We start from the raw sequence: 13,770 nt of genomic DNA, 5'->3' as shown, positions 1-13,770 counted from the left end.
ACCTAAAATTAATCATGTTGCCTTTCTAAGATTTTAAGTTTTTCTAGGGATATTCTTGTACCCACTATAAAATAAAGTATAAAACTCTTCTTTGCTTAGTGTAAATCCTGCTGCATTTCTATGACCTCCACCACCAAAAGACTTAGCAACTTCACTTACATCAGCTAAATTATCTAAACTCCTTAAAGAGCAAACATACTCTTTTTTGTCATTTACAAAAAATACTAGAGCTGGGGTTTGGTATTTATTGCAAATTTCATTTCCAATCTCTGATATATTTTCAGTTGCATTTACATAGTTGAACTCAACATGTTGTATTTTGATAGTATTTACTTTTTTAGTTTTACTTTTTACTTGCTGTTCTTGTTTTTTGATTAAAGCTTTTCCTATATCTAGTGAATAGTTATAGTCAAAATTTTCATACTCTGTATTAAAAGAATCAATATCGTTTGGTTCTATAAAAGTTTGAAGATATGCATTTATCTCTTTTGAGTTTAATAGTTTCCAATTCCATAAATCTCTATCTTCAATATAAGCAAACATCTTTTTATTTAGATTTGATTCAAAGTAATCATAACAAAGCCCTGCACCTGATTTTGATTCATCATAAATAAATTCAAAGTTTTTAAAGTCGTAGTTTAAATCACATAATTCACTAAATGCGGTTTTATGATGATCTATTACAGTAACTTTTTCAATACTAGATATATTTAAAAGTTTTGTCATATTGTCTCTTTTAAATGAAAAATCAACAAAATAGACATTTAATTTTTTTTCTCTTTGTTCTATTAATGCAGCCAAATCTTCAAAAAACTTATCTTCATCTCCATATTGTAAAGGTACTGTTAAAATATCCTCTTCATGTGCAATAGCCTTTTTTAATAAAGCATCTTTTGCTATAAAAGCACTTGCTAAACCATCCATGCAATTTTTATGATAAACTATAATTTCCATGTTGTTTCCTTCTTTTCAATTGTGTTAAACATGCTAAATCCTTATCTAAATCTTCGCATGCAGCTTCCATAAGAGAAACAAAAGAATATCTACAAGTTAAGTTTCCACTTGCACTCTCTTGAATAATAGATTCGCTTCCAGTGTACTTACACTCTTTCATTATGTTTAACATCGCATATTGTAAAATTCTTACTGCTTTTGTATTTATATTGTCAAAATCATCTGCTGTTAAATCATCACAATTTCTTAAATCTAAAGCTTCATCAATAGCAGCATTTTTCACTGCTAATCTTTTTGCATCCAATTCACTTATATCAAAGTGGTTTTCATTTTTACCCATCTTAGTTCCTTTTATATGTTATATAGTATTTCACTCACTGTCGTTCGTTCCCGACATAGGAACATTAAAAGAGGCTCGACCACCCACATAGTAATACGAGTAAGTACGGCTATAGTACAGATTCATGGCAAAAGCACCAGCAGCAGACGAGTCACCCCAAGTACCAACAATCGGTGCCATTTCATCTCTTAGATATCTGTACATTCCAGCATTTGCATAGGTATCATTACTTTCACTGCTTAAAGCTTCCGCTCTTGGTATTCCTAAACAAGTCTTTTTAGTATCTTCCATACTAAATGTCTGTACTTTATCATCCAAGAAAACCCAAAAATCATCACCATCAACTACACCACTTAAATCGATATCATCATAAAAGTCTGGATTGTAAGCATCTTTATCATCTTTGAAATCTTTGATTTTTACATCTTTTGAAATAACTTTGAAAATACTATCATTGTTATTTAGTTTTATAAATCCACTTGCAACTTCATATCTGTATGGATCTATCCAAAATACGCCACATTTTTGATTGTTGTGATATTTTATTTTTTCAAGAGAATTATTATTGTTTGCAAACATAAGCATAGATAAGCCATTATAAGTAAATAGTGTAGTTAGATTGTAGTTCTGACCTCTTGTTTTTACAGCTTTGTATAGACCACCATATGTTTCTGAAGGATTATTTTTTAAATCAGTGATAGAATTATTTCCTCTTGTAGAACAAGGTTCTATACCTTCTTTGCTTGCAAATATGCCGTCTATATTTCCGCACTCATACTTATCTACAAATATTCCCCTTAATTGCATACCACCATCATAAAACATTTCATGCAGAGCATAACCTTCTTTTTGATAATCTGATATTTTACATTTATTTTTACTGGTCCATTTAAAATAAAATCTTGGAATCCAAACTAATTGAGAGCCATTGTTGTCAAGAACATTTCCATAGTTATCGCTATCTATATCATCATGGCCTTTTAACTTTTTAAATCCTTTTGGAAGATAAGTATCTTCAATAGCAGCTACACCAAATCCTTTAGTTCCAACTTTACCAATACTATAAATTTCTTCTTGTTTAGTCATTTCAGTAGTTAAGGTTACTATTGGAATAATATTTTTTGATTGTTCTATCCCAGTAATAAGTTTTACAATATCATTTGCACCAAAATCAGTTTCTACTGAAACTTCAGTATCTCTCATTTTTATATTTAATTTTGTCATCTTATTTCCTTTTAGTTGTTGTTTTTAAATCAACTTATAAGAGCACCTATTTAGTTTTAAGGAGGAACAAGATGTAATTATCATACAAAGGAATAATTATTTATCTAAATAGGTACTCATATAAATTGACTTTTATTTTTCGTCAACGAAAAAAGCCGAGCCTTTGCCGACCATTAATTAGGTCGGCAAAAACTCGGCAAATATTTTCCCTTTTTAGTCCTAGTTTTAGTGAAAAAAAGTGTGAAATCAAGTGTAAGTGCTTCTTTATTTTTTTATGTGTAGAAGTGCCTATATTAAGTGCTTTACCGTGTTTTAGCTGTTTGTAAGTTTGTTTTGATAAAATTCCATCGAAATATGTCGCCATGGTCTCATAAGCCGGAGGTCGAGAGTTCAAGTCTCTCTCTTGACACCATTTAATAACCTGAAATCGTCAGGTGGTTTAGATATCATTCCCCTATTTAAATATTATTTTAATTTTAAAATTTTATGCTGGTGTAGCTCAGTTGGCTAGAGCAGCTGATTTGTAATCAGCAGGTCGGGGGTTCAACTCCCTTCACCAGCTCCACCTTTTAATTTTTAATCTGAAGTTGCGTTATGAATAGCTTTTTTAGTTGAGTCATAAACTTCGCTTGAAGTCTCTTTTGTGGCATTCCACGCATCAGAAGAATCTTTTTTTATACCTTTCCAAGTAGCACAACCACTTAGAAAAAAAAGAGAGATTATTAAAAATAAAAATACTCTCATTTTATCTCCTTTTTTATATAGTTATCTCTTTTATATCGGCAATTTTTCTAAAAGCTTGATATACTTTTCCGATAATATTTTTTCTATTAGTTTTTATTTTCTCATTTTCATGATTTACAAAAACATTGTCAAAGAAGTTATCTAATTGAGGTTTCAACCCAAATAGTGCATCTAACTCCTCTTCATATGTTACATAATTTTTAGAAATGACTTCATTAAATTTTACAACTAACTCTTTTTCTTCTTTGTCTTCTAATAGTGTCTCATCTATATTTAGTTGTGTTTCTACATCAATATCTTTAATTATATTTGCAACTCTTTTAAACGTTGTACTATACTCTTTAAAATTATCACTTAATACGATTGGATTTAAAGCACAAAGTTTTTGAGAGATTTCATAAATATTCTCTTCTTTACTTCCTAAAACTGCTTTTAAAACAGATGGATTTACATCAAAAATTTTAAATAATCTTTCATTGAAAAAATCAATTAATTGTTTTTTATCCAATCCTTTATAGCTTGAACCTAAGGTATCAATAATCACACTTAAATCAACAGGTAATTTATGTTCAATTGCAATTTTAACAATTCCTGCTGCAGCACGTCTAAGACCAAAAGGATCTTTTGAACCTGTCGGAATTTTACCTACGCTAAAAAGTCCCATTAAATTATCAATTTTATATGAAAGTGCAATTATTGAAGAAAAGGTATTTGAAGGTAATTCAGAATCCTCTCCGTCAGGTAGATATTGCTCTTTTATTGCTGTATATACTAATTCATCTTCTTGTGCAATTTTTGCATAGTAGTATCCCATAATTCCTTGTAAATCCGTAAATTCATAAACCATTTCGGACATTAAATCTGCTTTACTCAGCATTACGGCTTTTTTTACTAAATCTTTCTCTTTTACATTAAAAAGATCTGCTAAATAATCGGCAATAATTGCCTCTCTTTCACATTTGTCATACATTGAACCAAGACCTTCAACAAAAACAAGTTTTTTAAGTCCTTCATTTGACAGTCCGTTTTTTATATCATTTTTATAAAAGAACATTGCATCGGCAAGTCTTGGTCTTAAAACTTTTTCATTACCTGCAATTATTTGTGAAAAATCCTCAGTTTTTGAGTTTGAAACAACTATAAAATTATTTGTCAGTTGTTCATCTTTATAAACTGCAAAATATCTTTGATGTTCTTTCATTGAACTTACAATTACTTCTTCGGGAAGTTCTAAAAACTCTTTATCAAAACTTCCTATCAAAGCTGTAGGATACTCGGTAATTGCAACAACTTCTTCTAAAAGTTCTTTATCTATTTCAATTTTAACACCGTTTTTAGCTTCTATTTGTTTCATTTGCTCTAAAATAAGTTTTCTTCTTTCATCAGGATAAAGAATCACACCGTTTTTATCCAATTTACAAAAATAATCTCCGGCAAAATCAAAAGAGAAAGGAGTATAAGAAACCATTCTATGAGAAAAAGAGTGATTTGAAGATTTTACCCCGAAAAGTTCTGCCTCTACTACTTCTTCACCTAATAATACAGCCAGACTTCTAATAGGTCTTATAAAACTGTCACTTCTATCTGCCCATCTCATAGACTTTCCGAAGTTCAATGAATTTACAAATTCATTAATCATATCATTTAACAACTCTTTAGAAGCGGTTCCAGTAACCTCTTTTTTATAGTATAAAACTTCACCTTTGCCTTGATCTTTTTTATCGAGTTCTTCTACACTTATACCACATTTTTTAGCAAATCCTATTGCAGCATTTGTAGGTTTTCCCTCTTTGAAAGCAATTTTAACGGGAGCTCCATACATTTCTTGGATTGAATCTTCTTGTTTTAATTGAAACTCTCTATGCCAAAGTACCAATCTTCTAGGTGTATAAAAAAAATCAAATTCACATAATAATCTATTCTCTTCTAATATTTTTTCCCATTTTTTTTCTATATTCGGAAGCTCTTTTAAAAATGGAATAGCAGGTAATTCTTCAACACCAATCTCTATTAACAGCGGTTTATTCATCAGTTTTATCCTTCGTAGAGTTCTTTATCTTCTCATTCTCTTCTACTTTTTTTGTATGTTTTTCTATTTGTTGTTTATTGAAACCTTTTATAAACATAAAGATCATAAAAACAAATAAAGCAATTATAATAATGTCTAAAATATCTTTCACATCTATCCTAATAATTGTATTAAAAGGTAATTATATTATCGAAATATTGCTTATTTTTTGATTAGTAAAACTATGATAAGAAGTGAATAAATAAGAGTCCAAAGCTTTATTTTGGACTCTTATTGAAAGGATAGAAAATTTATTTTTAAAGGATGTTTTTAAATAGTGTAACCATACCCCAGCCAAAATAGATAACCATCCAAATTGACATAATAAAAAGTGTATAATTACCTAATCTAGTTACGGCTTTATCTTTAGAACCGTCAAAAACACCTTGCGTTTTACCGACTTTCCAAGCCATTGTAAGAAGATATGCAACCCCTATAAATCCCATAATTACAAAAGTAAGCAAGAACATAGTAATTGATGGAAGTTCCAAATTAACAGGATAATCATAAATATTGTATCCCAAACCTGTCATAATATCAAATCTTATTAGTTCTCTGATTGATGAAATTAAAAGTGCAACAACAACTAATACGCCTGTTGTAATATAACTGTTTACGTTTGTATATACCATATAAAGAAGTATTAATACACCGATAATAGTTGCAATTGTAAGAGGATTCATCAAATACCCTACTTCTATCATCCAAATAATAAAAGTAACAGCACTAATAACCAATCCCACAGCTCCTATTTTAGTACCTAAGATTGCACAATATTTAACAAAATCTTCACTAAAATCTTCTCTTGTACTCAAAAATCTACTGTAATTTTGTAAAAAAATACCGACAACAGGAATAGCTAAACTGACTAAAAATACTAATCTAGGTATATCCATATTAAAAGTTAACCCGCTAGTATCGACAACACCGTTAGGTGCATACATATTCATCCACTCGTTTGGCATAATTGATGTTACTGCAAAGTTGTGCATTAAAATTCCTGCAAAAACCAAAACCAAAAAAGAGACTATTCCAACAAGTTTTCCGCCACCCTCTTTTGCTTTATTTGCATAATAATACCAATAATAAAGAATATAACCTACAAGCAAAGTATAAATAAAAATAAATACCCACATACCAGATAGTGTATTTGCCACATACCAGTTTGGATCATAAATTACTTGAGTAAAAAGTAAAGGTGCAACACCTAATACAATAAGTATCGAAATACTTAATTTCCCCGTTTGAATTAAATGAGGAGTTAAAATTTTCCAATGAGAATCATCTTTTTGTTTAAATGTTCCGTAAATTGATAATCCCATAGAACCTAAAGCTAATAAAACAAAAGCGGCATGTAATGCCCATGTCAAAATATAAAGCGCTTGAAATACGACAGGATAAAAAGGTATCCCCGCAGGATCTCTAAGAGCTAGTAGTACAGATGCGTCCATAAATCCTCCTTAATATTTCAAAGATGCAATATATTCGGCAATTGCATCATATTCTTCATCTGGTAATTTTAAAGTAGGCATATAAGGCATCCCACCATTTCCTATTGCATAAAGAATAGCTTTAACACCCTCTTTATCCATACCTGTTAATCTATCTTTTAACGGTCTATATACTCCTGTTTTTTCCAAAGAGTGGCAGTTTGAGCATGACATTTTAGTTAAAAGTTCTCCTACTTCAAGTTTATTCTCATCTGTGATAACTCTTAATCTTTCAGGGACAAAAGGATTAACTTTTAAAAGACCTTTTTGGGCTATTAAAGGAAGTTCACTTTTTATACCTTTTCCTTCAACATCTCTACTTATTATTTGATTTGAGTAGATATATTGACCTGCAACATAAGGTTTTCTCATAGATTCTCTAAGTTTTTCTCCAGGCCATAATCCGGCAAGTAAAATAACTGCAATCATAATTGACGCAATTGGAGTATTTATTATTTTTGGTCTTAAAATAGCGATTAAGAAATATGCAGAGAAAACAATAGCTAAAATAATTCTAGTTTGAATTACCGAACCTTTTGTAATATTAAATACTGCATGAGCATTATCAGGTAGCGTTCCCATGTACCACATAAAGAAGAACATCGTTACAAAGCCGCCGAATAAACTGATATAACCCATTTTTTTAGTTAGTTCTTGTGAAAGTTCTGCATTCTCTTTTTTCATTGCACTCGAAATAACAAGTCCGATAACACCTGACATCATTATCATAAAACCAATTCTTAAAAACATATGTGGAAAAGTATTAATACCGAAGAATGCATCACTTGCACTTCCTGTTGCATAATAAGCAGCAGTTCCAGGCCACATCATAAAACTGATAATACCGATAATCAAAGCTAACGTTCCTACAGAAGCAATAGCAAAAGTATAAGTTAATTTAAGATGTGTTTTTTTATCTATTTTATCTATAAAATAGACAAGAACAAATACACCGATAACCTCATAAACAAAGAATACCCATTCTGTAGCCCAGACCCAAACGAAATTGTGTATTAATGCACTAATTCCCCTTGGACTTGCCGCCGTTGCCGTATACCATATCCCCGGACCTGTAATCGAACCGACTACATAAGAGAAAATGAGTAAAAACATTCCGTACTTTTTCATATACGGATATAAATCCGTTCTATTTTCTTTATATGCTTTGTAAGCTAAAAACGCAAAAAGCATTGCCGCACCAACAGAAGTATGAGATACAAGTATATGTATTGTACCTGTCATACCCATCATCCAAGCACTTCCGTACTCAGGAAAATAAAACAACGGAAATTGCCCTATTATATCCATAAAGCCTCCTTATCAAAAATTGTAAGGAATTATAAAGTTTTAATGTTAAATATTTGTTAGTTTTATTTTTTAAAGTTTTATTAAGCTTGAAGAGAGATTATCTTTTTGTTTTTCCCTAAATTTTATTCAATAAATGAGAGTAAATTACACCGTCTATTTCAGCTAAAGCAATTTCTTCTATTTCATCACTTTTTTTAATAACAGCCAAAACTTTAGAATCAAACATATAGTTCTCTGCAACTTTTTGAATACTTTTGGCAATATTTTTTTTACAAATAATATATTTTGAATTTAAGGCATTGCAATATACAGCCTCTTTTATATTAGTTACAATTACTGCACAAGTGATGTTATTTTCTTTGCAAAAAATAAGAAGCTCTTCATTATAATTGAATATAAGTGTAGAGTTTGGTTCTGTATTTTCTATTTTTTCTTTTGCATCAATGAAAAAACAAGTTTCATAGGGAACTATTTTATCACCTATTAAAATCATATTAAGTTACCTCTTTTTCTTTTCTAAACACTCTTTTGAACAATAGTAATAACCATTGCTTAAAATACCCTCTTTTTTAGAAACATAAGTTCCGCATGTAGGACATTCGACCATTTCGTCTTCTATTTTTTCTTCATCTACTTTAACACTTTTTTCTCTATCTTTTTTAAAAAATACCAAATAAACAAGAAAAATAACTGCAAGAATCGAAAGTATTTTAAAAATCATTAATTTCCTTTTATATATAAATAGTTTCTTTCATTTCTATTTACAACGCTGTAGTTATTTAATTTTATCTCTTCAATTTCCTCTTTTAATAAAGAACCTTTATAAAAGAGATAAGAGGTATTATCTTTTTTTATACCTTCTGTTAAACTTAAAAGTAGTTTTGTATTTGTTACTGCTCTTGAAGTTATCAAGTCGACTTTTATATTATCAACTGTTTCAACTCTTTTTGCAATTATATCTATATTTTCAAGTCCTAAAGAGTTTTTAACGAAATTTAAAAAAGAGACTCTTTTTTGTCTTGGTTCAATTAAATAAGCTTTTGCTTTTGAGTTTGCCATTGCAAGTATCAATCCCGGATAACCGGCACCCGTTCCAATATCGGCAAAACTTTCATATGAATCAATAAATTTTAAAGGAGAGATAGAATCTTCTATATTCTCCTTTATATCTTCTGTAGATAATCTTCCGCTTAAGTTATGAACTCTACCCCATTTTTGAAGTAGTGATATAAAAACTTCACATCTTTTTTCAAACTCTTTATCTACATTAATCTCTTTTAAAAGTTTTTCAAGAGCCATTAAAACATATGCCCCATTTTCTCTTTTTTAGTGTTTATATAATTTTCATTATATTTATTTGATTTTGTAATTGCAGGAATTCTTTCTACAATTTCAACACCTAAAGATTCAACATATTTAATCTTTTCCGGATTATTTGTTATTAGTTTTAGTTTTTTTATATTCAAATCTTTAAATATCTCTTCAACTATGCCGTAATCCCTGTCATCTTCTCCAAAACCAAGTTCTAAATTAGCTTCAATAGTATTTCTTCCTTGATCTTGTAATGCATAGGCATTTACCTTATTTAGAAGACCTATATTTCTTCCTTCTTGTCTGTGATAAATTACTAATCCACCGTTTTGCGCTATAAATTTAAGAGCTAAATCCAATTGATTTTGGCAATCACATTTTAAACTTCCTAATGTATCTCCTGTTAAACATTCAGAGTGAATTCTTACATAAGGTGCAGCTAAAGTCTCAAAATCTTGACTCATAATTGCTAAGTGTTCTTGGTGATCTTGTTTGTAAGCTCTTATTTTAAATTTTCCGTATCTTGTAGGTAGATTTGCAATATTTGATTTTTCTATATTCATATCCTTTTAAACCTTAAATTGTTAAAATGCCGTGATTATAACAAACAAAGGTAAATTTTATGTTTAAAAGATTTAGAAGATTAAGAATTAATGAGACTCTAAGAAATCTGGTACAAGAAACCGTATTAACAAAAAATGATTTTATTTATCCACTTTTCGTTAGAGAAGGTGAAAATATAAAAGAAGAAGTTAAATCAATGCCGGGTGTTTTCCAAATGAGTATTGATGAGATTTTAAAAGAGTGCGAATATATTAGATCAATAGGATTAAAATCAATTATTTTATTCGGTATTCCTGATGTAAAAGACTCTGTAGGAAGTGAATGTTTATGTGAAGACAGTATAATAGCTAGAACAATAAGAGCAATTAAAGCAAAATTTCCTGATATGTTTATTTCAACCGATTTATGTTTTTGTGAATATACAGATCACGGACATTGCGGAATTTTGGATCCCAAAACACAAACAGTGGACAATGATAAAACTTTGGAAATTTCGGCTCAACAAGCAATTGTTCATGCAAAAGCGGGTGCTGATATGATTGCACCTTCGGGAATGATGGACGGAATTATTGAAACTTTAAGAACTGCATTAGATGAAAACGGATTTAAAGATCTTCCTATTATGGCATATTCAACTAAATTTGCAAGTGCTTATTACGGACCGTTTAGAGATGTTGCAGAATCTACTCCGTCATTTGGAGATAGAAGATCTTATCAAATGAATCCTGCAAATAGACTTGAAGCTTTAGAAGAATCATTAGAAGATGAGAGACAAGGTGCAGATATTTTGATGGTTAAACCGGCTTTAGCATTTATGGATGTATTAAGAGATTTAAGAAACAGTACAAATCTTCCTGTTTGTGCATATAACGTAAGCGGTGAATATGCAATGTTAAAACATGCAGGAATAGCAGGATTGATAGATTATGAAAGAGTTATGATGGAGACTTTGACAGGTTTCAAAAGAGCGGGTGCTGATATGATTATTACTTATCATGCAAAAGAGGCTTGTGAATTATTAGATAAAAAATAGAAATAAATATTATGGGAAAAACTTACCAAGAAGCTATTGAAAATTCCAACATCGTATCAAAAACGGATGTTGACGGTGTAATAACTTTTGTAAATGATGAATTTTGTAAAATTTCCGGGTTTACAAAAGAGGAACTTATTGGAAGTAACCATAATATAGTAAGACATCCGGATGTCCCAAAAGAGAATTTTACTCTTCTTTGGGACACTATTTTAAGTAAAAAACCCTACAAAACTACTGTAAAGAATAAATGCAAAGACGGTTCAACAGTATACTTAAATACTACAATAACCCCTATTTTGGATGAAGAAGAAAATGTAAAAGAGTTTATTGCTATTAGATATGATGTAACAAAAGAGGTTGAATTAAAAGAGACTCTTCAAAAAAAAGAAGAAGAGTTAGAACTTTTAAATAAAACTTTAGAACAAAGAGTTTTAGAACAAACTGCTCAATTAATCGAACTAAATCAGACTTTGGAACAAAGAGTTGAAGAGGAGATTGCAAAAAATGAAGAGAAGCAAAAAATGCTCTTCTGGCAATCTAGAATGGCAAGTTTAGGTCAAATGCTTGCAAATATTGCACACCAATGGAGACAACCCTTAACAGAACTTAGCCTTACTATGTTTAATATCAAAAAAAGTGCAAAAAGTTCTGACTTAAAAAAACTTGATGAATATTATAAAGACTCTTTGATTATAATAGATAATATGTCTCAAACTATAGATGATTTTTCAAACTTTTTTAATCCAAATAAACCAAAAGAGAAATTTTTACTTTGTGATGCTATTAATGAATCTCTTCTTATAACAAAAAAACTTCTTCAAAAAGAGAATATTTTTATAAAAAAAGAGTTTCAAGAGATTGAAGTTTTTGGAGTTTTAAATGAATTTTCACAAGTTATTATTAATCTTATTCAAAATTCAAGCGAAGCTTTTAAACTTAATAATATAGAAGATAAAAAAATTTTAATAAAAACAGAAAAAAAAGACAACAAAGTATTAATAATATTTAAAGATAATGCAGGCGGCGTAAAAAAGAAAGATTTAGAAAAGATATTTGAACCTTATTTTACGACAAAACATCAAAGTAACGGAACCGGACTTGGATTATTTATGTCAAAAATGATTATTGAAAAGAGTTTAGACGGTGAAATTGAAGCGTTAAACAGCGATAGCGGCTTAGAATTTATAATCAAAATTCCTTTAGGAGAGTAGTTTGAATAATAAAGAAAAAATTTTAAAAGAGCTTAAAATTTTATTTGTAGAGGATGAGATTAATATCTCAAAACTTTTAAAAGATGCTTTAGCTGACTATTTTTTCTCTTTTACTATTGCAAATAACGGTGAAGAGGGCTTGGAAAAATATAAAAAAATCAATCCTGATATCATAATTACTGATATAATGATGCCCAAATTAGACGGTTTGGAAATGACTAAAAGAATAAGAGAAGAAAATGAAACTATTCCTATTATCGTACTTAGTGCCTTTTCAGATAAAGAAAAACTTTTAAAAGCTATAGATATAGGTATTACCAAATATTTTATAAAACCCTTTGATCCTGAAGAAGTTTTGGAGTATTTATGTGCCATAGCGAAAAAACTGAATAAAAACAGAATTGTTTATCTAAATAAAAACTTTAGCTTTGATAGAAATACAAATAATCTTTATGAAGATAATGTTTTAGTGAATATAACAAAAAGAGAAAAGAGTTTTATTAATCTATTAATAAAAAATAAAAATGATATCACAAGCGTAGATGAATTAAAAGAGACTCTTTGGGAAGAAGAAGAAATCTCTGATGAAAGAGTAAGAACTTTTATAAAAAGATTACGAAAAAAAACCTCAAAAGAGTTGATAAAAAATATTGCGGGACAAGGATATCTAATCATATCCGACACTATTTAAAAACACTTCTAAATAAATTTGTTTAAACAATAAATAATTTTTAATTTCAGATATCTGAAATTAAAATAAGAGTATAATTTTAATTACAATTATTTTATTTTCATTAAGTTATATCGAAGGAGCATAAAATAAATGCTAGATATAAGTATCTTAAAAAAACTTTCAAAAATCAATGTTTTAGTTGTAGACAGCAATAAAATAACCATACAAAAATTAAAAAATGCTTTAAGTTTATATTGTAAAAATGTCTACTTTGCAAAAGACGGAATAGAAGGTTTTGAACTTTTTCAAAGAAACAGACCTGATGTGATTATTTCGGATATTAATCTACCTGAGCTAAACGGTTTGGAAATGGTACACTTAATACATGAAATTTCTCCTAGCATACCTGTTATAATTGCTACAGCCAACGACTCATCAAAAAACATTTTAGAGAGTATAAAACAAGGTGTTTACACCTATTTAAGAAAACCTATAGCAATAGAAGAGCTTCAAATAGCTTTATTATTGGCTGCAAAAAATATCTATAATTCAAAAATCTATTTAGATAAAGGATTTATATACGACAAAGAGTCTAAACTGCTTTTTACAGCAGATAAAAATGAAGTCCCTCTTACAAAGTTGGAAAAAGAGTTATTGCATCTGTTAATTTCAAATATAAATAAAATAGTAGAGTATTCAACAATTGAAAATTATGTTTGGCAAAACAGAAGTATGAGTATAAAAGCTTTAAGAATGAGAATAAAAGAGATTAGACATAAAACTTATTGCAATATTATAGAAAATATTTCAGGTTGCGGTTACAGAATCAATAGTTATAAATAAAAAA

The 13,770-nt window shown here is 29.3% G+C and carries 16 protein-coding genes and 1 tRNA gene; 5 read left to right on the top strand and 12 right to left on the bottom strand.

Features of this window, described 5'->3' with window-relative positions:
* Positions 1 to 33: 33 nt before the first annotated feature.
* The 3 genes from AANAER_RS07330 to AANAER_RS07320 are packed head-to-tail and all read right to left on the bottom strand — an operon-like array spanning position 34 to position 2,518.
* Positions 34 to 954: a DHHA1 domain-containing protein gene (locus AANAER_RS07330; protein WP_129081632.1), complete on the bottom strand. Its 921-nt coding sequence runs from the start codon at positions 952 to 954 to the stop codon at positions 34 to 36.
* Positions 932 to 1,294 carry a hypothetical protein gene (locus AANAER_RS07325; RefSeq protein WP_129081631.1) on the bottom strand — a complete coding sequence of 121 codons (363 nt, stop codon included), beginning with the start codon at positions 1,292 to 1,294 and terminating at the stop codon, positions 932 to 934. The genes AANAER_RS07330 and AANAER_RS07325 overlap by 23 nt, the downstream gene beginning before the upstream one ends.
* Positions 1,295 to 1,324: 30 nt before the next feature.
* Positions 1,325 to 2,518: a hypothetical protein gene (locus AANAER_RS07320; protein WP_129081630.1), complete on the bottom strand. Its 1,194-nt coding sequence runs from the start codon at positions 2,516 to 2,518 to the stop codon at positions 1,325 to 1,327.
* A gap of 488 nt (positions 2,519 to 3,006) precedes the next feature.
* On the opposite strand from AANAER_RS07320, the gene AANAER_RS07315 reads away from it, so the two are divergent.
* Positions 3,007 to 3,083 (top strand) — tRNA-Thr (locus tag AANAER_RS07315).
* A gap of 11 nt (positions 3,084 to 3,094) precedes the next feature.
* Here the strand turns inward: AANAER_RS07315 and AANAER_RS14995 are convergent.
* The 9 genes from AANAER_RS14995 to ribA form a co-directional block, all read right to left on the bottom strand.
* The gene (locus AANAER_RS14995) at positions 3,095 to 3,262 is read right to left on the bottom strand and encodes a hypothetical protein (protein WP_164969335.1); all 168 of its coding nucleotides are present in this window, start codon (positions 3,260 to 3,262) and stop codon (positions 3,095 to 3,097) included.
* A gap of 13 nt (positions 3,263 to 3,275) precedes the next feature.
* Positions 3,276 to 5,291 carry a glycine--tRNA ligase subunit beta gene (gene glyS, locus AANAER_RS07310; RefSeq protein ID WP_129081629.1) on the bottom strand — a complete coding sequence of 672 codons (2,016 nt, stop codon included), beginning with the start codon at positions 5,289 to 5,291 and terminating at the stop codon, positions 3,276 to 3,278.
* Complete coding sequence (locus tag AANAER_RS14990; protein ID WP_164969334.1) at positions 5,284 to 5,442, bottom strand: hypothetical protein; 159 nt, start codon at positions 5,440 to 5,442, stop codon at positions 5,284 to 5,286. The genes glyS and AANAER_RS14990 overlap by 8 nt, the downstream gene beginning before the upstream one ends.
* Positions 5,443 to 5,587: 145 nt before the next feature.
* Entirely contained in the window at positions 5,588 to 6,781 is a 1,194-nt protein-coding gene (locus AANAER_RS07305; RefSeq protein WP_129081628.1) for a hypothetical protein, read from the bottom strand.
* 9 nt (positions 6,782 to 6,790) lie between these two features.
* Complete coding sequence (locus tag AANAER_RS07300; RefSeq protein WP_044414865.1) at positions 6,791 to 8,128, bottom strand: c-type cytochrome; 1,338 nt, start codon at positions 8,126 to 8,128, stop codon at positions 6,791 to 6,793.
* Positions 8,129 to 8,243: 115 nt separating this feature from the next.
* Positions 8,244 to 8,621, bottom strand: a complete 378-nt coding sequence (locus AANAER_RS07295) for a hypothetical protein (protein WP_129081627.1) — start codon at positions 8,619 to 8,621, stop codon at positions 8,244 to 8,246.
* Between the two features lie 6 nt (positions 8,622 to 8,627).
* Positions 8,628 to 8,849: a PP0621 family protein gene (locus tag AANAER_RS07290; protein ID WP_044414870.1), complete on the bottom strand. Its 222-nt coding sequence runs from the start codon at positions 8,847 to 8,849 to the stop codon at positions 8,628 to 8,630.
* Complete coding sequence (gene rsmG / locus AANAER_RS07285; protein WP_044414872.1) at positions 8,849 to 9,427, bottom strand: 16S rRNA (guanine(527)-N(7))-methyltransferase RsmG; 579 nt, start codon at positions 9,425 to 9,427, stop codon at positions 8,849 to 8,851. The genes AANAER_RS07290 and rsmG overlap by 1 nt, the downstream gene beginning before the upstream one ends.
* Positions 9,427 to 10,002, bottom strand: coding sequence for a GTP cyclohydrolase II (gene ribA, locus AANAER_RS07280; protein ID WP_129081626.1), 576 nt, complete (start codon positions 10,000 to 10,002; stop codon positions 9,427 to 9,429). Before ribA ends, rsmG begins: the two co-directional genes overlap by 1 nt.
* A 59-nt stretch (positions 10,003 to 10,061) precedes the next feature.
* Between ribA and hemB the strand changes: the two genes are divergently transcribed.
* The 4 genes from hemB to AANAER_RS07260 all read left to right on the top strand — a co-directional run bounded on the left by hemB (position 10,062) and on the right by AANAER_RS07260 (position 13,766).
* The gene (hemB, locus tag AANAER_RS07275) at positions 10,062 to 11,036 is read left to right on the top strand and encodes a porphobilinogen synthase (protein WP_044414877.1); all 975 of its coding nucleotides are present in this window, start codon (positions 10,062 to 10,064) and stop codon (positions 11,034 to 11,036) included.
* A gap of 11 nt (positions 11,037 to 11,047) precedes the next feature.
* A complete protein-coding gene (locus AANAER_RS07270; protein WP_129081625.1) occupies positions 11,048 to 12,250 on the top strand; it encodes a PAS domain-containing sensor histidine kinase in 1,203 nt (400 codons plus the stop codon).
* A 1-nt stretch (position 12,251) separates the two neighbouring features.
* Positions 12,252 to 12,941, top strand: coding sequence for a response regulator transcription factor (locus AANAER_RS07265; protein WP_228711137.1), 690 nt, complete (start codon positions 12,252 to 12,254; stop codon positions 12,939 to 12,941).
* 132 nt (positions 12,942 to 13,073) lie between these two features.
* Entirely contained in the window at positions 13,074 to 13,766 is a 693-nt protein-coding gene (locus tag AANAER_RS07260; protein ID WP_129081624.1) for a response regulator transcription factor, read from the top strand.
* The last annotated feature ends 4 nt before the right edge of the window (positions 13,767 to 13,770 follow it).

This window comes from Halarcobacter anaerophilus, from assembly GCF_006459125.1.
In the GTDB taxonomy this organism is placed as follows: Bacteria; Campylobacterota; Campylobacteria; order Campylobacterales; family Arcobacteraceae; genus Halarcobacter; species Halarcobacter anaerophilus.
Note: the sequence above shows the minus strand (reverse complement) of the source record. Positions and strands in the feature narration are given on the sequence as shown.